This is a genomic window from Candidatus Pelagibacter sp. PS_40 (genome assembly GCF_059417765.1).
In genome coordinates this window covers 807,319-830,399 of sequence record NZ_CM182064.1, presented here as the reverse complement: position 1 = coordinate 830,399, position 23,081 = coordinate 807,319, and the positions used below count along the sequence as shown (strand labels likewise).

General features: G+C 32.1%; 20 protein-coding genes. 14 read left to right on the top strand and 6 right to left on the bottom strand.

The window, feature by feature from the left end; translation table 11 throughout:
• Positions 1–15 precede the first annotated feature (15 nt).
• From AC5SLW_RS04480 to AC5SLW_RS04465, 4 genes are all read right to left on the bottom strand, one after another.
• Positions 16–1,485 (bottom strand): glutamine synthetase family protein, encoded by a 1,470-nt coding sequence (locus tag AC5SLW_RS04480; protein ID WP_006997982.1) that lies wholly within the window; start codon positions 1,483–1,485, stop codon positions 16–18.
• 73 nt (positions 1,486–1,558) lie between these two features.
• Entirely contained in the window at positions 1,559–2,887 is a 1,329-nt protein-coding gene (locus AC5SLW_RS04475; RefSeq protein WP_006997983.1) for an NAD(P)/FAD-dependent oxidoreductase, read from the bottom strand.
• A gap of 100 nt (positions 2,888–2,987) precedes the next feature.
• Complete coding sequence (locus tag AC5SLW_RS04470) at positions 2,988–3,338, bottom strand: hypothetical protein (RefSeq protein WP_006997984.1); 351 nt, start codon at positions 3,336–3,338, stop codon at positions 2,988–2,990.
• 3 nt (positions 3,339–3,341) lie between these two features.
• Complete coding sequence (locus AC5SLW_RS04465) at positions 3,342–5,669, bottom strand: trimethylamine N-oxide demethylase (protein ID WP_006997985.1); 2,328 nt, start codon at positions 5,667–5,669, stop codon at positions 3,342–3,344.
• Positions 5,670–5,784: 115 nt separating this feature from the next.
• Here AC5SLW_RS04465 and tmoX point away from each other — a divergent pair, with 115 nt between their 5' ends.
• The 6 genes from tmoX (at position 5,785) to tmoV (ending at position 11,532) form a co-directional block, all read left to right on the top strand.
• Positions 5,785–6,729 carry a trimethylamine N-oxide ABC transporter substrate-binding protein TmoX gene (tmoX, locus tag AC5SLW_RS04460; protein ID WP_006997986.1) on the top strand — a complete coding sequence of 315 codons (945 nt, stop codon included), beginning with the start codon at positions 5,785–5,787 and terminating at the stop codon, positions 6,727–6,729.
• A gap of 90 nt (positions 6,730–6,819) precedes the next feature.
• Positions 6,820–7,299 carry a hypothetical protein gene (locus AC5SLW_RS04455; protein ID WP_006997987.1) on the top strand — a complete coding sequence of 160 codons (480 nt, stop codon included), beginning with the start codon at positions 6,820–6,822 and terminating at the stop codon, positions 7,297–7,299.
• 34 nt (positions 7,300–7,333) lie between these two features.
• Positions 7,334–7,711 (top strand): MORN repeat-containing protein, encoded by a 378-nt coding sequence (locus AC5SLW_RS04450; RefSeq protein WP_006997988.1) that lies wholly within the window; start codon positions 7,334–7,336, stop codon positions 7,709–7,711.
• An 11-nt stretch (positions 7,712–7,722) separates the two neighbouring features.
• The gene (locus tag AC5SLW_RS04445) at positions 7,723–8,271 is read left to right on the top strand and encodes a hypothetical protein (RefSeq protein WP_011282290.1); all 549 of its coding nucleotides are present in this window, start codon (positions 7,723–7,725) and stop codon (positions 8,269–8,271) included.
• Between the two features lie 72 nt (positions 8,272–8,343).
• Complete coding sequence (gene tmoW / locus AC5SLW_RS04440; RefSeq protein ID WP_006997990.1) at positions 8,344–9,369, top strand: trimethylamine N-oxide ABC transporter ATP-binding protein TmoW; 1,026 nt, start codon at positions 8,344–8,346, stop codon at positions 9,367–9,369.
• 9 nt (positions 9,370–9,378) lie between these two features.
• The gene (tmoV, locus tag AC5SLW_RS04435) at positions 9,379–11,532 is read left to right on the top strand and encodes a trimethylamine N-oxide ABC transporter permease protein TmoV (RefSeq protein ID WP_006997991.1); all 2,154 of its coding nucleotides are present in this window, start codon (positions 9,379–9,381) and stop codon (positions 11,530–11,532) included.
• A 32-nt stretch (positions 11,533–11,564) separates the two neighbouring features.
• On the opposite strand, the gene AC5SLW_RS04430 is transcribed toward tmoV, so the two are convergent.
• The gene (locus AC5SLW_RS04430; RefSeq protein WP_018414301.1) at positions 11,565–12,896 is read right to left on the bottom strand and encodes a trimethylamine monooxygenase; all 1,332 of its coding nucleotides are present in this window, start codon (positions 12,894–12,896) and stop codon (positions 11,565–11,567) included.
• A 79-nt stretch (positions 12,897–12,975) separates the two neighbouring features.
• On the opposite strand from AC5SLW_RS04430, the gene AC5SLW_RS04425 reads away from it, so the two are divergent.
• Genes AC5SLW_RS04425 through AC5SLW_RS04410 form a run of 4 tightly spaced genes read left to right on the top strand, consistent with a single transcriptional unit; the run spans position 12,976 to position 16,158 of the window.
• The gene (locus AC5SLW_RS04425; protein WP_006997993.1) at positions 12,976–14,004 is read left to right on the top strand and encodes a glycerol-3-phosphate dehydrogenase; all 1,029 of its coding nucleotides are present in this window, start codon (positions 12,976–12,978) and stop codon (positions 14,002–14,004) included.
• Positions 13,998–14,192: a hypothetical protein gene (locus AC5SLW_RS04420; protein ID WP_006997994.1), complete on the top strand. Its 195-nt coding sequence runs from the start codon at positions 13,998–14,000 to the stop codon at positions 14,190–14,192. The genes AC5SLW_RS04425 and AC5SLW_RS04420 overlap by 7 nt, the downstream gene beginning before the upstream one ends.
• A gap of 44 nt (positions 14,193–14,236) precedes the next feature.
• Positions 14,237–15,370 (top strand): iron-containing alcohol dehydrogenase, encoded by a 1,134-nt coding sequence (locus AC5SLW_RS04415; protein WP_006997995.1) that lies wholly within the window; start codon positions 14,237–14,239, stop codon positions 15,368–15,370.
• Positions 15,367–16,158 (top strand): type 1 glutamine amidotransferase, encoded by a 792-nt coding sequence (locus AC5SLW_RS04410; protein WP_006997996.1) that lies wholly within the window; start codon positions 15,367–15,369, stop codon positions 16,156–16,158. Before AC5SLW_RS04415 ends, AC5SLW_RS04410 begins: the two co-directional genes overlap by 4 nt.
• Before the next feature lie 2 nt (positions 16,159–16,160).
• Here AC5SLW_RS04410 and AC5SLW_RS04405 read toward each other — a convergent pair whose 3' ends face one another.
• Positions 16,161–17,846 carry a formate--tetrahydrofolate ligase gene (locus AC5SLW_RS04405; protein WP_006997997.1) on the bottom strand — a complete coding sequence of 562 codons (1,686 nt, stop codon included), beginning with the start codon at positions 17,844–17,846 and terminating at the stop codon, positions 16,161–16,163.
• A gap of 126 nt (positions 17,847–17,972) precedes the next feature.
• On the opposite strand from AC5SLW_RS04405, the gene AC5SLW_RS04400 reads away from it, so the two are divergent.
• Genes AC5SLW_RS04400 through AC5SLW_RS04385 form a run of 4 tightly spaced genes read left to right on the top strand, consistent with a single transcriptional unit; the run spans position 17,973 to position 23,078 of the window.
• On the top strand, positions 17,973–19,229 hold the full coding sequence (locus AC5SLW_RS04400; protein ID WP_018414299.1) for a sarcosine oxidase subunit beta family protein: 1,257 nt from the start codon (positions 17,973–17,975) through the stop codon (positions 19,227–19,229).
• Positions 19,230–19,496, top strand: a complete 267-nt coding sequence (locus tag AC5SLW_RS04395; RefSeq protein WP_006997999.1) for a sarcosine oxidase subunit delta — start codon at positions 19,230–19,232, stop codon at positions 19,494–19,496.
• Between the two features lies 1 nt (position 19,497).
• Positions 19,498–22,494: a sarcosine oxidase subunit alpha family protein gene (locus AC5SLW_RS04390; protein ID WP_494574723.1), complete on the top strand. Its 2,997-nt coding sequence runs from the start codon at positions 19,498–19,500 to the stop codon at positions 22,492–22,494.
• Positions 22,491–23,078 carry a sarcosine oxidase subunit gamma family protein gene (locus AC5SLW_RS04385; protein WP_006998001.1) on the top strand — a complete coding sequence of 196 codons (588 nt, stop codon included), beginning with the start codon at positions 22,491–22,493 and terminating at the stop codon, positions 23,076–23,078. Before AC5SLW_RS04390 ends, AC5SLW_RS04385 begins: the two co-directional genes overlap by 4 nt.
• Positions 23,079–23,081 lie beyond the last annotated feature (3 nt).

Sequence of the window (23,081 nt, the reverse complement as noted above, 5' to 3'; positions counted from 1 at the left end):
CTATTTTATTAAAGATTACGGTAGACAATCTAGATAAGTATCTAAGTCCCACTGAGTTGTTGCACCTAAAAATCTTTCCCATTCATCATTTTTATACCAATGGAAAACTTTATACATTTCATCTGGCATAGCTGATTTGATCACTTCATCTTCTGCCAGACGATCTAAAGCTTCACCTAGACTTAAAGGTAATTTTTTAACTTCTTTACCAGCTGCCTGAGCATCGTACATACTTCTAGATTCTGGTTTTCCAGGATCAATATTATTTGTTATTCCATCATCGAAACATTTCAATAATCCTGAACCCATCAAATATGGATTATGCATTGAATCTACTGAACGATATTCAAATCTACCAGGAGCAGAAACTCTTAAACCACAAGTTCTATTTTGAAATCCCCAGTCAGCATAAACAGGTGCCCAAAATCCAGTATCCCATAATCTTCTATATGAGTTTACAGTTGAAGATCCAATTGCAGTTAAAGCTCCCAAATGTTTCATTACTCCACCAATTGCTTTTAATCCAACCTTACCTGGTAACTGAATATCTTTAGTATCAGGCATAAAGTAATTAGTTCCACCTTCAACATAAGTGAAAACTTCATCCATCGCTGGTATTGATTTGTGGGATAATTTATTAACTTTATCTTTTCCACCTTTCCACAAAGACATATTAGTATGACAACCACTTGCTGACACTCCCATAAAAGGTTTTGTCATAAAGCAAGCTATCAAATTAAACTCTCTTGCAACTTGAGCACAAATTTGTCTATAAGTTGAAAGTCTATCTGCATTTCTTAATACGTCATCATACATCCAGTTTAATTCTAATTGTCCTGGTGCATCCTCATGATCACCTTGAATCATGTCAAAGCCCATTGCTCTAGCGTATTCAAAAACTTTCATAAATACGGGTCTTAACGACTCGAATTGATCAATATGATAACAATAAGGTTTTGAAAAACCTTTTCCTGTTGGAGACCCATCTTCATTTTTAGTCAACCACATCATTTCTGGCTCTGTTCCAACTCTTAATTGGTAGCCGTGTTTCTTTTTAAATTCTTGAGCGTGTATTCTTAAATTTCCACGACAATCTGATGTTAAGTGTGCACCTGGGTTTTCTCTTTCTTCTCTATTTCTAAAGCAAGTAACAAACACTCTTGCAACTTTTTTATCCCAAGGGAGTTGGCAAAAAGTTTCAGGATCAGGAATACCAACTAGCTCTTTTGCTTCTGGACCATAACCAATATAATCTCCATGACGATCAACAAATAAGTTAGCTGTAGCACCGTAAACTAATTGAAAACCTTTTTCGCAAGTTCTTTCCCAGTGATCAGTAGGAATACCTTTACCTACAACTCTTCCAGTTACTGAAATAAATTGAAAAAAAATATATTCAACACCTAGCTCATTAATCTTAGCTCTAACTTGCTTTACTAATTTGTCTCTACCAGGTTGTCTTACGTGTCTATCTAAATCTGTCATTACTTCTCCTTCTAATGAATTTTTAATATCTTAAACCGTAACTGAAAAATTTATTAGTGTCTAGGCTTGAAGTTTAACTCCAAGGGAACGGACTGTTAGAAGTTGGGTGAAGTTCACCTTTCTCGTAACGGTTGAATCTAAACGGTTTTAATAAATCACTTTCAGTTCCAAGAATTTCTTTTGCAACAAGTTCACCAACACCAATCATTTTGTAACCGTGGTTAGCATCAGCAATCATGTAAACATTTTCTAAAAATTTATCAAAAATTGGAAATGAGTCAGGGGTCATGCAACCAAGTCCACCTGAAGGGCCTTTTCTATAAAGATCAGATTTTCCTTCAAATCTTTTTTGACAATGAGCTAAAGCTGAGCACCACATATCATTAAACTCTTCTGTAGTTTGAAATTCAGGAGATTCAATTCCATAGGGATCAACATTAACTTTATCAAAATGTTTATCAACTATGTAGGGTGAAGTTCCACCTTGTACTCCCAAACCTTCGATATCCGGTTTGTAATAAATTCCCCAAATTTTATCAGTAATTAATTTTTTTGTTTTATCAGAATATAAAGGAGCCGTAGAGTCGACATGAATTACAGGTGGTTGACCACCATTGTCCATTTTTAAAAAATCCTCATCAACACCAATTACACCTTCCTGTAGCATCCAGTATTTCCACATTTCAGTTTCATGAAATTTACCATCTTTATCTTTAATTTTTGCAGTTTTTGGTAGCTCTAGCATATTCCAAAAATCTCTCACCCAAGGACCAGCACCAACAACAACTTGATCGCACTCAATAATACCTTTGTCTGTTTCAACACCTGTAACAGCTTTACTGTTACTACCTCTTTTAAAACCTGTAACAGTTACCCCTTTAACAACCTTGACCCCATTTGATGTTGATTTTTCTTCAAGCGCTTTAATAGAATCTTTATTAAATGCATAACCACCTTTTTTTTCATGAAGAACTGAAGTTATTCCTTGAGCTTGCCAATCACTAAACATATTTTTCATATACTTCATGCAGTCTGCTTCACCTTCTATAAATTCTGAATCGTATCCTATTGCTTTTTGTTGTTTAGCTATTGAAGCAACATCTTCGTGCATTACTTCTGGTGAAATTTGTAAATAACCAACAGAGTTATATTTAAATGCTTTAGGATCACTCTCCCAAACTGATACAGAGTGAGCCATTAATTCTCTCATGGCAGGCTGAAAATAATTATTTCTAACAACACCACAAGCAATTCCACTTGCACCAGCAGCGATATCTTTTTTTTCTAAAACTACGATATCGTTTTCGTTTTTATAAGTTTCAGAAAGTTTCCATGCTGTACTTAAGCCATGAATACCACCACCTATAATTACTACTTTTGCTTTTTTTGGTAAAGTTGACATACCCAAACATTATTTTTCTGGATAAAAAAAAATACAATTTTTTATAGATCTATAAATTATATATATAAATTATATATTCTAGGTTTTTTTAAATAAGCAACTAATAGCTTATTTTTTTCAGCGTATCTAAATATTCTTTAAACTCATTAATAAAAGACTCGCTAGGTATTATATTTTTTATTCGCTGGTCAGTTGAAGTTTTTTCAAGACGAAAGAATCCTTTTTCACAAGCTTCATTAATAATCAATGCAGATTTTGGTCTAGAAGTTTTAAATAATTTTGTTTTTAGCCCTTCAACAGATAGTTTTTCATTATGTTTATAAGCCGACATTACAAGTAGCATCATATGATAATGAGAAGGAGACTTTCTAAAAAAATAGTTACTAGAAGTATGAGACTGTTTCATTTGATCTTCCCAAAAATTTAAAAGATCTTTACTGTTATCGGGCATTTATTACGCTCTAACTCTTGATTTTGTTGGATCGTAAAAAGGAAAGGACACAACTTTTGCACCAATTCTTTTTTGATGACCATCAAGCTTACCCACTTCAACTTCGGTTCCTATTTCAGAATATTTTACATCTATTTTACAAAGTGCAATATTTTTTCCAAGCTTAGGCGATAGCATCCCACTTGTTATCACACCTACTTGACCACGACCTACATGAACACAATCTCCATTTACTGCTGGTTCATGACCAACTAATTCTAGACCAACTAATTTCTTTTGTGGATTTGCTTTTCTCTTAATTAATTCTTCTTTACCTATAAAATCATCTTCTTTAGTTTTAAGAGGAACTGTAAAACCAATTCCAGCTTCAAATGGATCTGTTTGATCATCAAACTCATAGCCATAAAAAATAAGGCCAGCTTCTATACGAACCATGTCTAAAGCTTCTAAACCTAATGGAGTAATATTAAATTCTTTTCCTGCTTCCCAAACTTTATCCCAAACTTCCGCAGCATCTTTTGGATGACACCATATTTCATAACCAAGTTCACCCGTGTAACCTGTTCTTGAAATAATAATTGGAGTTCCTGTTTCATGATCTATTCTTGCAATATTAAATCTGAACCATTCAAGTTCAGTGATTGATGGTTGTATAGGAGGTGTCCATACAAATTTTTCTAAAATTTTTCTACTATTTGGACCTTGAACTGCAATGTTGTGAATATGATCTGTTGCAGATTTAATCCAAACTTTATAATTTTTCTTTTTTGCTTGTTCTTTTAACCATTCACCACTGTATTCATCTCCACCAATCCATCTAAAATTATCTTGTCCTAATTTAAATAATGTACCGTCATCTAGCATACAGCCATTTTCATAACACATAGCTGTATAAACAACTTGTCCCACAGATAGTTTTTTAACATTTCTAGTAAGAGTGTATTGCATTAAATTTTCTGCATCAGGTCCAAGAATTTCAAACTTTCTAAGAGGTGATAAGTCTGTTGCAATCGCACTTTCTCTACAAGCCGTATATTCTTTTATTGTTCCTGAATTTGTAAAATTATTAGCAAGCCAAAAACCTTTATACTCAACAAAATTTCTTGTTAGCTCAGAAGTTTTTTTATGAAACCCTGTCTCTTGTGTTAATTTAGGTTCTGAGTCTGTTTTCATTCTAAATGCTATTGCTTTTGAATATTTTTTTTCCTTTGAATAAGTCCTAACAAAAATATCAGTTGGATTCCAGCCATTTGCAGCATCTACATCGCATGGGCAAGCAGAAGATATACAAGTTAAATCTTTTAAAGCCCTAAACAAAACATAATCCCCTGGTCTTGACCAAGGCTCATCAAAAGATGCAACATTATTAGCGTCAATAGCAGTATTGAAAAAAAGATTTATTGCAGACCAGCTTTTCCTAGAATTGATGTCATATTTATCTAATTTATTATTAAAATTATCTGTACAATTTATGTGCCCCATATATCCCATGTCTTCATAGTATTTTGATGTGCAAGCAAGATTGAAAGTATCATGCCTTCCAACGGTATCTCTTACAACTTCAATCATGGCTTCATGATCACCGTCATAAAACTTTGAAAATAATCCTGGCCCAGGGTAGGCACCACCCATAAAGGTTCGTGTTGTTTTATCATCAATAATGCTTTCAATACCGTCATTTAATTTTTGTGTATCAAAAGCTAAAAAATCAGAACACTGTCTTCCACCTGGATCAATTATTTGAATATATTCACCAGCTTTAACACTGTAGGTTTCAGCAGTTCTTCTTTTTACAAGTTGTTCTATAATTGGGTCACTAAGTGGATCTGGCAAGATAAATTGTTCATCAGTTTCAATAAATTTAGCTTTATTTAAATAAATCGTTAAATCTGTTGGAGGATTTTGTTCATGAACATTCATTGCATCACCAGGTGCAGCAATCATTACAATGCATTTATCTTTTGAGGTTAGTGTTATTTTTTCACCCATCACGCAATCATCGTTAAAAATGATAGATGCTTTAGCATTGCTTAAGTTTAAGTTTTTTTTCTTTAAAATTTTTGAAATTTTTTCATCGTCTGAGATAGTTTTTTTTGAAAAATCTGCATTAGAATTTTCTTTTAAATTTAAAATAGATAAATCAGATTTACCTTTTGAATTGAAAACAATTATTTCACAAATTTGTTTTCCTTCTTCATTTATTATTTCTATTTTATCTTCTGGTAAAACTTCTATAATTGATAAACCTCCACCTCTTACAAAATATCTTTCAACTCCAGGTGGTAGCGTTCTTAAACCAGGACTTCGTATATCTTTACTAGTATGTAGCATTGCCAGTGTAAATTTTGATAAATTACCTTAAGCATAATATATTCATAAGGGATTGACTATAAATTTAATAAATGAGAACATACTTTTATAACTTAATATTAAGGGAGAGAGAATAATGAAAAAAATAGTATCATTAATGTCTGCCCTAGTAATTTCAGTAGTAAGTTTCGCTGGAATTTCTAACGCAGCAGACAGTAAAAAGCCCATCGTAATTCCAACTCATAACTGGTCAAGCCAAATTGTAATGGCTCACGTTATTGGTGGAATTTTCGAAAGTATGGGAAATAACGTAAAATACGTAAATACTGATTCACAAGCTGTGTATGAGTCAATTCGTCTAGGCGATGTAAGTTTATCTCATGAAGTTTGGGAATCTGCTTTTGGTAAATCATTTACTACAGCACTTGATAAAGGTGGTTTAGTTGATTGGGGAGATCATGAAGCTCGAACGCTTGAAGATATGGGATATCCAAACTGGGTTGCTGAAAAAGGATTATGTCCAGGTCTACCAGATTGGACTGCTTTAAAAAATCCAGCTTGTGCTAAAAACTTTACAACACCTGACTCAGGTGGAAAAGGAAGAATGTTAGAAGGACCTCAAACTTGGCATGGAGATTTGATACCTCAAAGGGTTGATGCTTTAGGCTTAGGAGATCTTTGGACAGTTAAATTTGCTGGAAGTGCAGATGCACTTTGGGCAGAATTAGTAGCTGCTGAAAAAGAAGGAAGAGGAACTATAATATTCAACTGGACACCAAACTTTACAGATGGTGCTGGTTTTACATTTATAGACTTCCCTCCATATACTGCTGGTTGTAGACCAGAAGATGGTGGTGACGGTAAATGTGGTTCGCCTGATGGTTACTTGAAAAAAGCTGTAAATGCAGACTTTCCAAAAACTCATCCAGCTGCGGCTGCAACGTTTAAAAAGATGTCATTCTCTACAAGTCACATTGGTGCAATGGCTGCTTTAGTTGACGTTGACAAAATGACTCACGAAGATGCAGCTAAAAAGTGGCTTGCAGATAATAAGTCAGTTTGGACTCCTTTTACTAAATAAGGATATAAACAAATAATTTAAGATCTCCCCCAATATTTATTGGGGGGGATTTTTTTATAGGTAATTTTTCAAGAAACATTCATATTATTAATGAAAAAAATTATACAAGTTATGAAATATTTTTTTTACATTTCCATAAGTTTATTTGTTTTTAATTTTTCTTTAGCACAAGATGTGAATATAGAGGAAAATATTAGTCTTAGCTTTGTATGTGAATTAGAAAAAAAAATAGTTAAGAATGCAGAATATAATTATCAAACTTTTTTAGCTAAGGATTTAGAGGATAAAGATTTAGATAAATTTGAAATCAATGCAAAACAACCAAAAACACTTTTAATAAATGGATTATCTTCATTTCTTTCAAAAAAAGAAAAACTAACAGTTAGAATAGTAAACAAAGACGTAGTTTTATTTAAAGCTATTGATGAAGAAAAAAACTACTCTGAATCAGGAATTATAAATAGAAAATCTGGTGAATTAATTCATGAAATTACAAGAGACATGAAAAGTGAAAACTCTGAAAAAGATATTTCTTTTTATTCATGTAAAAAAAATGAGAAAAAAGTCTGATTTTTTTTTATCTAATTTTGTGTAAAATATAATAATGAAAAAATATCTTATTTGTATTATTTTAAGTTTTTTAACCACATCTATAGCCCTAGCCCGAAGTACCGGATGTAAAGAGGGAAACTGTGAAAACGGCTTTGGAAAATGGGTGTACACAGATAAAACCACCTATGAAGGAGAGTGGGTTCAGACGCAAAAAGAGGGTAATGGAACTGAAACTTGGCCAAATGGCTATATTTATAAAGGTGAATTTAAAAATAGCGAATGGAGTGGTCAAGGTATTTTAACTTTTCCTGATGGCTCAACTTATGATGGGGAATGGACTAATGGCTTCATGAATGGTGAAGGAAAATTTACCTGGTCCGATGGAAAGGAAAAAATAGGAATTTGGAAAAATGGGAAGTTACAAGAATAATTAAAATAATAATGGAAAAAAAATATTTAGATAAATTAAGAAACTTACCTCATGCACTTAATCAATTTGTTGGTCTTATTTCAGTTACCGTTGTTGTAATTTTATTTTTTGTAACTCTAAATATCTTTTTTGGTCAAGGAGATGAATTAGTTAAAAAGATGAAAATAGAAGAAGAAAGAATTGCAAAAGAAAGAAAACTAAGTGAACTGACATCAAGTCTTCCATCAGGTATTTTAGTAACTTTTGATGGAACGAATCATTTTAAATTAACAGATGAATTGTATGAGGCAGTTTGTAATGCAACAAAACTTATTCCACAACGTGCAATTATGGGTGCAAATTTTTTAAATTTTAAGGCACATGAAATTTATACTAAGAATGGAAATCTAATTGATGAAACATTTGTTAAATGGGACAAAGACAAAAACAAATGTATTACAGGTTATACGGTAAGTGGAAATAACATTGGGATAGATGAAACAATTACTGTTACTGGTGAAGCTTTAAGTTTTTTAAGTACTGGTATTGATACAAGAGTTTATTTTATTAAAAATTTTTAAGGAGGAAAAACAATAAATAAAAATAATATACAGTGTATTTTATTTCTATTTCGTATAACTTATTAATACATTATGAGCGATCCTGTAATTAAATGTGAATCAGTTTACAAAATTTTTGGCTCTAACGCCAAGAAGATGCTTCATGAAGCAAATGGAAATGTGGATGCAAAAACATTTCAAGATAATGGGTGTATAGTTGGTGTAAATAATGCCTCTTTTGAAGTTGTAAAAGGTGAAATGTTAGTTGTGATGGGGCTATCTGGTTCAGGAAAATCAACATTACTAAGATGTATTTCTAGATTAACAGATGCAACAAGCGGAAAAATTTATATAGACGGTCAAGATTTACTTACACTAAATAATAAAGAATTAATTGAACTTAGAAGAAATAAGATGGGAATGGTTTTTCAAAGTTTTGCTTTACTGCCTCATAAAACAGTTGTTGAAAATATTGCTTTTCCACTTCAAATCAAAGGGATTAAAACTCAAGATAGCATCAATAAAGCAATGGAAATGGTTAAACTTGTAGGTCTTGATGGAAGAGAAAACTACTTTCCAAGAGAACTTTCTGGTGGACAACAACAAAGAGTAGGTATTGCTCGATCATTAGCGGTTGAGCCCGATATTTGGTTTTTAGATGAACCATTTTCTGCATTAGATCCATTAATTAGAAAAGAAATGCAGGATGAATTTTTAAGACTTCAAGAAAAGTTACAAAAAACAATTATGTTTATTACTCATGATTTTGATGAGGCATTAAGACTTGCTGACCGTATTGCAATTATGAAGGATGGAGTTATTGAGCAATTGGATACACCCGCCAACATTGTCTTAAATCCAGCAACTGAATATGTAAGAAAATTTACCGAAGAAGTACCTAGGGGAAAGGTTCTAAAAATAGCAGATCTAATGGAAAAACCAGAAACTGAAAATTTAAGTGATTTCAAAGTTTCGAAAAATGAAATAATTGAAAATGTGGCTGAAAAAATTTTAACTCAAGAAAAATCTGTAGCTGTTACAGATGAAAATAATAAAATTGTTGGAAGCGTTCACCCCTCAAAAATAATTCATACTGTTTTTTCAAGGGAGAAAAAATAAAGGCAAAATATGGAATTATTAAAAAAATATCCAAAATTTTTTCAATGGTTATTTTTGTTAATTGTATTTTTTAGCTTATGTTTTGCAATAGAAGTTCCTGAAACTTATAATTTTATAAGAGGCCAAGCCGAATTCATTAAAGACCCTAATCAAAGTACTTACACATTATTTGGTGCTGAGGTGAGATATTATGCGTTTGATGTTTTTTGGAGACTACCACCTTTACTTGGATGGTTGCCTATTTGGATAAACGATTCTTTATTTTTTTTAATGAATGAATGGATGCCAATGGAGTTTTGGAATGAAGACATTCAAGAGTTCAGAACTCAACCTCTACTTTTACAAATTACAAGAAATTTAACTTCATTTATGACGTTTCTTATAGAGTTAATAAGAGAAATTTTATTAGGAGGTGTTGAAACAATTGTTTCATTTAGTAGTTGGGATTGGATAGATGCAAATCCATGGGCAGAACTGCCAGGATTACCTTGGACAATCGTTACAGCAGGTGCGGTAATACTTGGATATAAATTAAGCGGTAAAGGCTTAGCTTTATTTGCAGGTTTAGTCATGATTTATATTTCTGTTTTTGGTCAATGGAAACCTTCGATGCAAACTCTTTCTTTTATATTAGTAGCCGCACCACTTTCTTTTATTTTTGGTTTAACTTTGGGTGTTATGGCATTCAAAAGCAAACGTGTTGAAAAACTTTTATATCCAATACTTTTAGTTATGCAGACTATGCCTCAATATGCTGTATTAGTTCCTGCAATTGTTCTTTTCGGTATTGGTGACCATGCTGCTGTTATCATAACTATGGTTGTGGCTGTTCCACCAATGATATTATTAACTTTGTTAGGTCTAAGAGGAATACCTCCTGAAGTTATTGAGGCTGGTAGAATGAGTGGGTGTAATAATTGGCAACTTATGACTAAAGTATTAATTCCTACTGCTAGAAGAGACATTTTAATTGGAGTTAACCAGGTCATAATGGTGTGTTTTTCTATGGCAGTTATTTCAGCTTTTATAGGCGCAAAAGGTTTAGGGTTTAATTTATTATTAGCATTAAACCAGCTAAATATTGGATTAGCATTAGAGGCTGGCCTATGTATTAGTTTGATTGCAATACTTTTGGATAAGATGTCCTTAGCTTGGGCAAACAAGCAAATAGATTATTTTGGTAACTTGACTTATTTTCAGCGTAATAAAAATATATTATTTTTTGCAGCTGCTGTAATTCTAGGAATTATTTTTTCATATCTGGGGTCATTTTATTTTAAAGATGGGTCTAATTATTTATTTGAAGTTCCTCACAATAAAGGAATATCAACAGCAGATTTTTGGAATAAAGGTGTGGATTGGATTTGGGATACTTTCTTTCATACTTTAAAGATTTTTAATACTTGGTTGATAGTAGATGTGTTGCAGCCCATGAGAGCTTTATATTTAAGAATGCCAGCAGTTGCCACTTTAGTTTTAGTCATTGGAGCGGGTTATATAATTGGAGGAATTCGTTCAGCTCTTGTAGTGGGCGGATTAACTTTATTTATTGCATTGAGTCCTTGGTGGGATCGAGCTTTGGTTACATTGTATATGGCAACTTTTGGAGTTTTTATATCCACTATAATTGGGTTTACAGTTGGAATTTTATCATTTCAAAACAAGCATACTGCAAATTTTATGCTGGGCGTTTGTGATATCTTTCAAACCTTCCCTTCGTTTGTATACTTAATTCCTGTGATGATGCTTTTTGGAGTTACAGATACTTCAGTATTAATTGCTGTAATAGTTTATGCAACTATACCTGCAACAAGGTATACTATTGAAGGTTTAAGAAGTGTTCCAGAAGCTTTACATGACGCTGCCACAATGTCAGGTGTAACTAAAGTACAAAGGTTATTAAAAATTGAATTCCCTTTAGCTTTTCCTCATATGATGCTTGGTTTAAATCAAACAATTGTATTTGCTTTGTTTATGGTAATTATCGGGGCTTTTATTGGAACAGAAGATTTAGGACAGTACATTCTAAAAGCTCTATCTGATAAAAAGGGTGCAGGTATAGGATTGACATTGGGACTTTGTGTTGCTTTTATTGGCCTAATATTTGACCATTTAATCAGAACGTGGGTTGGAAAAAGAAAAAAACACCTTGGTATAGGATAGCTAATATTCTCTTAAACTAGATAATAAATTTTTTATTTATTTAAAAATGTTTTTAAAGAGTCGTCCATAGCTTCTTCCCATGGTGTATGGTGAATTGGTCCAACAGAGCCTGTCACTGGTGAAGCAAATGATTTATTTCTATAAGTCATTATATTTTCCACTTTATGATGCTCCCATTCTTTAAAAGTTTTTCTAATTAATTCAAAATCAATTTTTGGATAATCTGATAGCTCGTGAAGTTCTTTAGTGTACTCAGTTTGAAAATCTATCATTTGATCAGCATTTTCCAATTTCTCTTCCATAGATACCCATTTATTAATATCTTTTTCAATTTCAGAGTCGTTTGGAGTTTTAATTTTTCCCATAATAACATCTCTTGCAAACCAAGCCTGACAATCAAACATATTAAAAGTATGAAATTGATCTTGCATACCTAAATACATTAATTTGTGATTATTTTGCCAAACCACACCCTTGTACAACATGGGTGGATATAATCTGTTTCCTGTTTTTAATTTAAGATCCTCAGACATAAAAGGGAAATGATGAAGATATCCTGTGCATAAAATTACAGCATCAGTTTCTTGTACATGACCGTCTTTAAATATTGCCTTATTACCCTCAAGTCTATCTAGGTGAAAAACTTCTTTCATTCCTTCCGGCCATTTAAATCCCATTGGATTATGTCTATAGCCAATAGTAACACTTTTTGCTCCATACTTATGACATTGAAGAGCTACATCTTCGGCTGAATAACTACTTCCTAAGACAACAACATTTTTACCTCGAAATTCTTCTGCATCTCTAAAATCATGAGAGTGCATTATTCTTCCTGGAAAAGCCTTCATACCTGGATACTCAGGAATGAATGGAACTGAAAAATGACCAGTAGATACAATTACGTAATCAAAAATATCTTTCGAAATTTTGTCATTTTTTTTATCTCGATAAGTAACTTCAAAGTTTTCATTATCATAAGAAACATTAGTAACAGTGGTATTAAATTTAATTTTAGATTTTAAATTTCCCTTTTTAACTCTACCCAAAATATAATCGTATAAAACTTCTCTAGGTGGAAAAGATGGAATTGGTTTTCCAAAGTGCTCATCAAATGAGTAGTCAGCAAATTCTAAGCATTCTTTAGGACCATTGGACCAAAGATATCTGTACATACTGTTAGGTACAGGGTCGCCGTATTGATCAGATCCAGTTCTCCAACTATAATTCCATAATCCTCCCCAATCTTCTTGCTTATCAAAACAAACTATTTCAGGTATTTTTTCACCATTTTTTTCTGCTTGTTCAAAGGATCTTAAAGCGGACAAACCACAAGGGCCAGCGCCAATAATAGCTACTTTTGTCATAATATCATCTCTTTCTATAAATTTATAACTGTACTTTACCAACAAAATGCTAAAAATTAATATAAAAAAATACTAAATTATGAAAAAAATTATTATTATTGGTGCTGGAGCAATGGGATCAGCTTTTGCTGTACCATGTCTTGAAAACCAAAATGAGGTAACACTCGTTGGTACGCATTTAGAAGATGATTTAATAAATAATATTAAATCTAATAACAATCTTCATCCAGCTTTAAATATTGAATTACCATCAAAATTGAAGGTAGAAAAATTTGAAAAATTACAATCAATACTTGAAGAGGGAGTAGACATCATGGTTGCTGGAGTTAGCTCGGTAGGAATTGAATGGTTTGTTAAGCAAATTACAAAGAGCTACAAAAAAAATCTTCCCATTATTTTATTAACCAAAGGCCTGGCTATTGAGGGTAATGAATTAATAACACTTTCAGATAAAATTAAAAAACTTCTTAAAGATGAAGGTCATACACAAGTAAATATTTCAGCGATTAAAGGACCCTGTTTGGCAGCAGGTCTTGCATATAAAATGAGGACAGGTACAGTTATTGCAAACCCAGATATCAAAGAAACTGAAAAATTAAAAAAAATTATATCAACAGATTACTATTCAACAGAAGTATCAGATGACTTAACTGGCATTGAATTATCAGGTGCAATTAAAAATATTTACTCTATGTTAATTGGAGCCTCAGAAGGGTTAAGTAATTCAAAAGCACCTAAAGAAATTCAATCTAAATATTATTTAAATACATCAGCCTCATTAATTCATAGATCAATATCTGAAATGGTTGAGTTTGTTTCTTTCTATGGAGGAAGACCTGAAACTGTTTATGGCCTAGCTGGTTTAGGTGATTTATATGTTAGTGCAATAGGAGGAAGAAATAGCTTGATGGGAAAATATTTAGGTGAAGGATACCTTTATAAAGAAGCTAAAGAAAAATTTATGAAAAATATTACAGTTGAAGGTGCGCAACTTGCATTGGAAATTGGTCCTAAAATTTTACAAGATCTTAATTCTAAACATTTTCCATTAATGTTTAGTATGTTAAATACTATATGTGATAATAAGAAATTAGAAATTCAATGGTAAAAAATATATTAATATTTGTTTTTATAATACTTGGAATGGTGGTTATTTTAAATTTTAGTGACCATAATCTAAAAAGAGCAGTAGATGCCTGTTTAGCTGGAAGCCAAAAATTATCTAAATCAAAGATTACAGATCTTGATGAAGCTAAAAAATTTTGTGAAGAAGAAATTAAAAAAAATAAAAATTAGAAAGAGATTAACAAGTGAATTCAAACTGGAATTATCCCACAACCATGTGGGTTGGAAAAGATAGAATTAAAGATTTAAGTACTGCTTGTAAAACCTTAAATATTAATAAACCATTGTTGGTAACTGATAGTGGCCTTGCTAAATCAAAAATTGTAATTGATGTTTTAAACAATCTAAAAGAAGATGGTATTACAGCTGAATTATATTCAGACGTTGTTGGTAATCCAACTGGTACCAATGTAACTGATGGTGCTGATTATTATAATAAAAATAATTGTGATGGAGTAATAGCTTTTGGAGGAGGCAGTGGCTTAGATGTTGGTAAGGCAATTGCATTTATGTCAGGTCAAACTCTACCTATCTGGGATTTTGAAGATGTTGGAGATAATTGGACCAAAGCAAATTCAGATAAAATTGCACCAATTATTGCAGTACCTACAACTGCAGGTACGGGTTCTGAAACAGGACGAGCATCTGTAATTTTAAATGAAGAAACGGGTGTGAAAAATATTATATTTCATCCAAAATTTTTACCTTCAATAGTTATTTTAGATCCAGTTTTAACAGTTGGGTTGCCATCAAAGATTACAGCTGCAACAGGGATGGATGCATTAGCTCATAATTTAGAAGCTTATTGTGCGCCAGGTTATCATCCAATGGCAGATGGAATTGCTTTAGAAGGAATGAGGTTAATTAATAAATGGCTATTAGAAGCTGTTAATAATGGATCTAATATTGAAGCACGAATGAATATGTTAACTGCAGCCAGCATGGGTTCAACAGCTTTTCAAAAGGGTTTAGGTGCAATTCACTCTCTAAGTCATCCTGTTAATGCATTAAATAATATTCACCATGGTTTATCGAATGCAATATTCATGCCTTATGTTTTAACATTTAATAAAGATATTATCGAAGAGAAGATAATTAAAATTTGTGATTATTTAGAACTTAAAGATAGATCTTTTGATGGTTTTGTTAACTGGGTTTTAGATTTAAGAAAAAAACTTGATATGCCTCATAAACTATCAGAAGTGATTGAGGAAAAAGATTTTGATCTTGATAGATTATCAAAAATGGCTTTAGCAGATCCATCTACTGGAGGAAATCCTAAAAAATTAACAGAAGATGATATGAGGATAATGTACCAACATAGTATGACTGGTGAATTATTTAAATGAGTAATTTAAATATTTTAATTGTTGAAGGAAATATTAGAGAAGATAGTGAGTTTTTTATTAAAGCAGCTGGTGCCTCTGCAGCAGACAATTTAAAAAATCTAATTTTAAAAATAGAACCATCAACAAATACAGAAATTATAAATCCTGGTCATGATGATGAGACAACAAATGCTCTAAAAGATATGAGTAAATATAACGGTATTGTATTTACTGGTGGTGCAATGAGAATAAATGATATGACGGATGTAATTAAGAAACATATTAATTTTGCATCTAATTGTTTTTCTCAAAAAAAGAAGATTTTAGCTATTTGTTGGGGGTTGCAAGTCTGCTCTACAGCAGCTGGGGGTAAAGTAAACCCTGGAAAAAATGGTGCTCACATTGGAATTGCATCAGATGTAATTATTAACAATGAAGGTGAAAAACATTTTATATACAAAAATAAAAAACAAATTTTTACATCACCAGCATTTAACTTTGATGAGGTAAGTGAATTACCAAAAAATGCTATTCTTTTATCAAGTGATAAAGTTAACAATGTAATGGGTGTTACCTTTAATGTAGGAAATTCTGAAATTATTGGCTTACAATATCATCCTGATTATGAATATTTTCAGATGCTTAAACTTATTGAAGGTCGTAAAGAGCGACTATTTGTAAATAAAAATTTTTTAAATGAAGAAGAGTATGAAAGCCATATCTCATATATAAAATCTCAAAACGAACTATTAGATTTTAACAATAGAACATGTGAAGTTAGAAATTGGCTTAAGTATTTAAAAAACTAATTTTAAAATAGACCTTCAATTTCACCATCTTTATTTAGCTTAATCGAGTCTGCTGCTGGAACTCTTGGTAGTCCAGGCATAGTCATAACAGCTCCACATATCACAACAATAAACTCCGCTCCTGAAGAGAGTTTAATTTCTCTAATTGGTAAAGAGTGTCCTGTTGGTGCGCCTTTTAAGCTTGGGTCTGTTGAAAAGCTGTATTGAGTTTTTGCAATACAAATTGGAAAATCTCCATAGCCAGCTTCTTCAAAGCTTTTTAACTGATCTCTAATTTTGGTATCAGCAATAACTTCATCTGCTCTATAAATTTCTTTTGCAATTGTCTCTATTTTTTTAAATAGAGGAGTTTTACTCTCATATAAGAATTTGAATTTATCTTCATTTTTCTCACATAATTCAGCAACATGACTTGCAAGTTCTTTTGTACCTTCGCCACCATTTGCCCAATGAGTACAAAGACTTGCTTTAACTCCAATAGTGTCACAAAATTCTATCAAAGCTTTTACTTCATTCTCTGTATCTTTAATAAAATGATTAACAGCTACTGCAACCGGTAAACCAAATTTTTTTACATTTTCTACATGTCTTTGAAGGTTAACTAGACCTTTTTTTAAGGCTTCTACATTTTCTGTTTTAAGATCATCTTTTGCTACACCACCATGCATTTTTAATGCTCTAATAGTTGCAACAATTACAACGCAGCTAGGTTTTAAATCTGATTTTCTGCATTTAATATCAAGAAATTTTTCTGCACCAAGGTCTGCACCAAATCCTGCTTCTGTCACAACATAGTCAGCAAGTTTTAGTCCAGTCTTTGTTGCAATTACAGAATTACAGCCATGGGCAATGTTAGCAAAAGGGCCACCATGAATAATTGCAGGATTATTTTCTAAAGTTTGAGTAACGTTAGGTCGAATTGCATCTTTTAATAGTACTGTCATTGGACCTTGTGCTTTTAAATCTTTAGCATAAACAGGTTTTTTATCTCTAGTATAAGCAATTGTAATATTTCCTATTCTTTTTTCTAAATCTTCTAAATCATTTGATAAGCAAAAGATTGCCATGATTTCAGATGCAACAGTAATATCAAAACCATCTTCTCTTGGAAAACCATTTGCAACTCCACCTAAGTTTATATTTATAGATCTTAAAGAACGATCGTTCATATCGATTACTCTTTTCCAGACAATTCTTCTAACATCTATATCAAGTTTATTTCCCCAATAGATATGATTATCAATTAAGGCTGACAACAAATTATGAGCTGATGTTATTGCATGAAAATCTCCAGTAAAATGTAAATTAATTTGTTCCATTGGAACTACTTGAGCATAACCGCCACCTGCTGCTCCACCTTTCATTCCAAAAGAGGGACCAAGGCTTGGCTCTCTTAAACAAACAATGGATTTTTTTCCAATTTTGTTTAATCCATCATTTAAACCAACTGAAGTTGTGGTTTTTCCTTCACCAGCTGGTGTAGGAGTGATTGCCGTCACTAATACAAGTTTTCCATTTGGTTTATCTTTTAAAGTGTCTAAATATTCTAAATTAATCTTTGCAATGTGTCTTCCCATTGGACTAAAAGCTGAGCTTTCATCGGGCACATTTATCTTGGCTAAAATATCATTTATAGGTTGCATTTTAGCTTCTCTAGCTATTTGAATGTCTGACTTAACTTCGCTCATTTTAAACTCCTATAAAATTAATTTTTAATGCCCAATTGATATCTTATTTTAAATTTTTGGAAACTTCTAAAAAATATATATAAAAAAAATAAGAACTATTTATATTCCTTTGTATAAAATTATTTTATGCAAAAATATTCTATATTTAATTTGATCAAAAATGCCTTCTCTGGTCATCAAAATTGGGATTTGGCTTGGAAAGATCCAACTCCTAAAAAAGAATATGATGTGGTTATAATTGGTGGAGGTGGTCACGGCCTAGCAACTGCTTATTATTTAGCTAAAGAGCACAATATTACAAACGTTGCTATCATCGAAAAAGGTTGGATCGGGGGTGGAAATGTTGGAAGAAATACTACAATCATTAGATCAAACTACATGCATGACGATAATGCATTGTTCAGTGAGTTTGGAATGGATTTGTGGAGAAAAATGAGTCAGGATTTAAACTACAATGTAATGTTTTCTCCAAGAGGAATTATTAACCTTGCTCACTCGGATGCCCAAATGAATGTTTTCGCAAGGAGAGGAAACTCAATGCGATTAAATGGTATCGATGCAGTTTTATTAAATAGAGAAGAGGTAAAAGAAATTATTCCAATGGCTGACTTTTCAGACAATGTAAGGTTTCCTATATTTGGTGGACTGATGCAACCAAGCGCTGGAACAGCAAGGCATGATGCTGTTGCTTGGGGTTATGCACGTCAAGCAGATTCAATGGGTGTAGATATTATTCAAAATTGTGAAGTAACAGGTTTTGATGTTGTAGGTGGAAAAATTCAAGGAGTTAGAACTTCACGTGGGGATATTAAAGTTAAGAAAATTGGACTATGTGTTGCAGGTAGCACAAATATTTTAGCAGAAAAATTAAATATGACAGTGCCAGTTGAGACACACCTTTTACAAGCTTGTGTTTCAGAACCAGTAAAACCTGTTTTAGATAGTGTAGTTACTTTTGGTGCAGGACACTTCTATATTAGTCAGTCGGATAAAGGTGAGATGGTAATGGGTGGAGATTTAGATGGATATAATAGTTATGCTCAACGAGGAAATCTTCCAACTCTTCAACATGTTTTAACAGAAGGAATTGCAATGATGCCGTTTCTTAGTAAATTAAAAATGCTTAGAACTTGGGGTGGGATAATGGATATGTCTATGGATGGTTCACCTATAATAGATAAAACTCATATTGAAGGATTATATCTAAACTGTGGATGGTGTTATGGTGGTTTTAAAGCAACACCTGCATCAGGATGGACATTTGCACATACAATTGCACAAGACAGAGTTCACAAATTAAATGCTGGATATAGTTTAAATAGATTTCACACAGGTCACTTATTAGATGAAAAAGGGCTTGGAACTAAAACATGGATTTCATAAGTGCTGCATATTAAATGCCCTCATTGTGGGATGAGATCTCAAAATGAATTTTCATACGGTGGTGATGCAACTGTAAAAAGACCAGAACTTAATAAAGAAGTTTCAGATCAAGATTGGGATAATTTTGTCTATAATAGAAAAAGTTTAAGAGGAAAACACAAAGAGCTATGGCAACATATATCAGGATGCAGACAGTGGATTAAAGTAGAAAGAGACACTGCAACTCACGAAATATTTAAAACCGTTAAAGCTAGCGAAGATATTTAATATGACTCAAAATTATAGATTAGATAATATTGGACTAATAAATAGAGATAAAAAAATCTCATTTAAGTTTAATGGAGTAACTTACTTTGGTTATGAGGGTGACACCTTAGCTTCAGCGTTGCTTGCTAATGGAGTTCATTTAATAGGAAGAAGCTTCAAATATCATAGACCCAGAGGGTTTTTTGGTGCAGGAGTAGACGAACCATACGCAATTGTTCAACTATATAGAAATAATGAAACTGAACCGAATGTAAAAGCAACAGAACAAGAGTTATTCGAAGGTTTGGAAGCAACAAGTGTCAATTGTTGGCCGAGTGTTAATTTTGATATTGGTGCTATCAACAATTTGTTAAAAATATTTCTTCCAGCAGGATTTTATTACAAAACATTTATGTGGCCAAAAAGTTTTTGGTACAAAGTTTATGAGCCATTTATAAGAAAAGCAGCAGGACTTGGAGTTGCATCAATCGAACATGACAAGGAAAGATACGAACATAAATATGAGTATTGTGATTTACTCATTGCAGGTTCAGGGCCTTCTGGTTTAGCAAGCGCATATGCTGCTGCTAAAAATGGAGCAAGAGTAATTTTAGCAGAAGACAAGCCTAGATTTGGTGGAACTTTATTAACGAGTGAAGTTAATATTGGCAATCAAACAGGAAAAGAATGGGCAGAAAATATTATTTCTGAACTTAAAGAAATGCCTAATGTTATTGTTAAAAATAGATCTCAAGTATTTGGTTACTACGATCACAATATGTTAGTGATGTCAGAAAAATTAAGTGACCACTTACCTAAAACTAAAAAATATAATCCAAAACAAAGACTTTGGTATATTAGAGCAAAAGAAGTTTTAATTTCATCAGGATCAATTGAAAGACCTTTAGTATTTGGAAATAACGATACACCAGGTGTGATGCTGTCTTCTGCAGCAAAAGAATATTTAAAAGTTTATGGAGTGTTAGTTGGTAAAAAACCTTTAATATTTACCAATAATGATAGCGGATATGAAACGGCTATAGAGTTTAAAAAAAATGGTGTTGATCCAATTATTTTAGATACAAGAAAAGAACCAAAGTCAGAAATTATAGATCAAGCAAAAAAACTAGATATTGAAATTAAATTTTCTTACGTAGTAGTTGCTGCTAAAGGGTATAAAAAAGTTAAATCAGCTGAAGTTGCAAAAATTTCAGATGATAAAAATGAACTAGGAACTTTAGAAAATATCAATTGTGATTGCATTTGCGTTTCAGGTTTTTGGACACCAACAATACATTTAGCTTCTCAATCAGGAAATAAAACTACTTTTAATAAGGATATAGATGCATTTGTACCTGGATTATCAAAACAAAATGAAACAACTTTAGGTGCTGCTAATGGAACTTTTACATTAGAAGAAACTTTAAAAAGTTCATTTGAAACTGGATATGAACTTTCAAAAAAAATTACTAATAATGATAACAAAACATCATCACCAACAGTTATGGAAAAAAAATCTACCACACATGATAAATTTTGGTGTGTGCCTTTGCCTAAAGGAAAAACATATAAAAGATTTTTAGATTTTCAAAACGATGTAGCTGTTTCAGATGTAGAAATTGCACTAAAAGAAGGGTATCGATCCATAGAACATGTAAAAAGATACACGACACTAGGAATGGCCACAGACCAAGGAAAAACAAGTAATCTCAACGGTTTGCAATTAGTTTCAAACATTGAAAATAAAATAGTGCCAGAAGTAGGTCATACAACTTTTAGACCTCCGTATACACCAGTTACTATTGGTGCAATTGTTGGAAGAGAAGTTGGCAAACATTCAAAACCAACAAGAAAATCACCAATGCACACTTGGCATGAAAAAAATAATGCTGTGTTTGTAGATGCAGGTGTTTGGTTGAGACCAAGATATTATAAAATTGGAGAAGAAACTTTATTTGAAGGTTCAAAAAGAGAAGCTAAAAACGTTAGAACAAATGTAGGTGTTTGTGACGTAACTACTTTAGGTAAAATTGACATTAAAGGACCTGATGCAGCAGAGCTACTAAATAGAGTTTACACTAATGCTTGGTTAAAACTGCCAGTTGGTAAAGCAAGGTATGGTGTAATGTTAAGAGAAGATGGAATTGTTATGGATGATGGAACAACAACAAGAATTTCTGAAAACCATTATCATATGACAACAACAACAGCACAAGCAGCGAATGTTTTATCTCATCTTGAATATTATCTACAACTTGTATGGCCAGAACTAAATGTAAATGTGGTTTCAACTACAGAGCAATGGGCAGGAGCTGCAATTGCTGGGCCAAAATCTAGAGACTTATTACAAAAATTATTTCCAAATATTGATGCTTCAAATGAAGGATTACCTTTTATGGGATATTTAGAAGCAGATTTATTTGGAGTTCACGCACGAATTTTTAGAATTTCATTTTCAGGAGAGCTTGCTTATGAAGTTAATGTCGAATCTGATAATGGAAACTTTATGTGGGAGAAGATAATGGAAGTAGGACAAGAATTTAAAATTCAACCTTATGGCACTGAAGCATTATCAACTCTAAGAATTGAAATGGGTCACATTGCAGGATCAGAACTTGATGGCAGAACCATTCCTTATGATAACTCTTTAGAAGGACTGGTTAGTAAAAAGAAAGATTTTATAGGGAAACGCTCATTAGAAAGAGAAGCATTTATAGCTGAAGATAGACAAAAAGTAGTAGGGGTTGTTCCAATTGATAAGAAAACAAGTATCCCGGAAGGGTCTCATTTAGTTAAAGATGCAATGGCTCCAACACCAAATCCTAAATTAGGATATATTTCAGCATCTTGTTGGAGTGTTGAATACGATAATCCATTTTCACTAGCAATTCTTAAGGATGGAAAAAATATGATAGGGAAAAAACTATTTGCAATGTCTCCTTTAAAAAATAAAACAATACCAGTTGAGATTGTTTCATCGCATTATGTTGATCCAAAAGGTGAAAGAGTAAGATCATGACTTCAATTTCTGCTTTAAAGAATATTCATATCAAAGGTTTATTTGGTGATCATGAAGGAAAAAATGATAAAGAGCTGTTAAAAATAAGCGAATTAAGCGACTATCTAATCATTCAAATTGTTAAGTATAATAGTTCAGCAATAACTATTGAAAATATTAAGTTAGATGATTTGAACTTAAAAAATGAAACTCAAAATATAAGCTGTAACACCAATACAAGAATTTTATGGAATGGACCAAATAACTGGCTTTTAGTTTCTTCAAAGAAAGAAATTTTAAAAGAAATTAATGAAAAATTACCAGAAACAGATTTCGCCATAACAAATATATCTCATAGCAGAGCGATAATTCAAATAGAGGGAAAAAATACAAAAGAGATATTAAAAAAAGGATGTCCTTTTAATTTTAATGAATTGAAAAAAGATACTTGTTTAAATTCAATTTATAACGGAATGTCAGTTACAATTGATATGCTAGATGACAATCCAGATAAAGTTAGAATATTTACATTAAGAAGTTTTGGAGAATCTTTTTATCATTCAATTACTGATGCTTGCTTAGAATTTGGTTATAAAGGAATTTAAAAA

Excerpts from the sequence above, each read along its gene's own strand:
- AC5SLW_RS04455 (WP_006997987.1), top strand. The coding sequence starts at position 6,820 with ATGAAAAAAATTATACAAGTTATGAAATATTTTTTTTACATTTCCATA.
- AC5SLW_RS04385 (WP_006998001.1), top strand. The coding sequence starts at position 22,491 with ATGACTTCAATTTCTGCTTTAAAGAATATTCATATCAAAGGTTTATTT.
- AC5SLW_RS04445 (WP_011282290.1), top strand. The coding sequence starts at position 7,723 with ATGGAAAAAAAATATTTAGATAAATTAAGAAACTTACCTCATGCACTT.
- tmoV (WP_006997991.1), top strand. The coding sequence starts at position 9,379 with ATGGAATTATTAAAAAAATATCCAAAATTTTTTCAATGGTTATTTTTG.
- AC5SLW_RS04425 (WP_006997993.1), top strand. The coding sequence starts at position 12,976 with ATGAAAAAAATTATTATTATTGGTGCTGGAGCAATGGGATCAGCTTTT.
- AC5SLW_RS04410 (WP_006997996.1), top strand. The coding sequence starts at position 15,367 with ATGAGTAATTTAAATATTTTAATTGTTGAAGGAAATATTAGAGAAGAT.
- AC5SLW_RS04390 (WP_494574723.1), top strand. The coding sequence starts at position 19,498 with ATGACTCAAAATTATAGATTAGATAATATTGGACTAATAAATAGAGAT.
- AC5SLW_RS04470 (WP_006997984.1), bottom strand. The coding sequence starts at position 3,338 with ATGCCCGATAACAGTAAAGATCTTTTAAATTTTTGGGAAGATCAAATG.
- tmoX (WP_006997986.1), top strand. The coding sequence starts at position 5,785 with ATGAAAAAAATAGTATCATTAATGTCTGCCCTAGTAATTTCAGTAGTA.
- AC5SLW_RS04420 (WP_006997994.1), top strand. The coding sequence starts at position 13,998 with ATGGTAAAAAATATATTAATATTTGTTTTTATAATACTTGGAATGGTG.
- AC5SLW_RS04405 (WP_006997997.1), bottom strand. The coding sequence starts at position 17,846 with ATGAGCGAAGTTAAGTCAGACATTCAAATAGCTAGAGAAGCTAAAATG.
- AC5SLW_RS04430 (WP_018414301.1), bottom strand. The coding sequence starts at position 12,896 with ATGACAAAAGTAGCTATTATTGGCGCTGGCCCTTGTGGTTTGTCCGCT.
- AC5SLW_RS04415 (WP_006997995.1), top strand. The coding sequence starts at position 14,237 with ATGTGGGTTGGAAAAGATAGAATTAAAGATTTAAGTACTGCTTGTAAA.
- tmoW (WP_006997990.1), top strand. The coding sequence starts at position 8,344 with ATGAGCGATCCTGTAATTAAATGTGAATCAGTTTACAAAATTTTTGGC.
- AC5SLW_RS04480 (WP_006997982.1), bottom strand. The coding sequence starts at position 1,485 with ATGACAGATTTAGATAGACACGTAAGACAACCTGGTAGAGACAAATTA.
- AC5SLW_RS04400 (WP_018414299.1), top strand. The coding sequence starts at position 17,973 with ATGCAAAAATATTCTATATTTAATTTGATCAAAAATGCCTTCTCTGGT.
- AC5SLW_RS04475 (WP_006997983.1), bottom strand. The coding sequence starts at position 2,887 with ATGTCAACTTTACCAAAAAAAGCAAAAGTAGTAATTATAGGTGGTGGT.
- AC5SLW_RS04450 (WP_006997988.1), top strand. The coding sequence starts at position 7,334 with ATGAAAAAATATCTTATTTGTATTATTTTAAGTTTTTTAACCACATCT.
- AC5SLW_RS04465 (WP_006997985.1), bottom strand. The coding sequence starts at position 5,669 with ATGCTACATACTAGTAAAGATATACGAAGTCCTGGTTTAAGAACGCTA.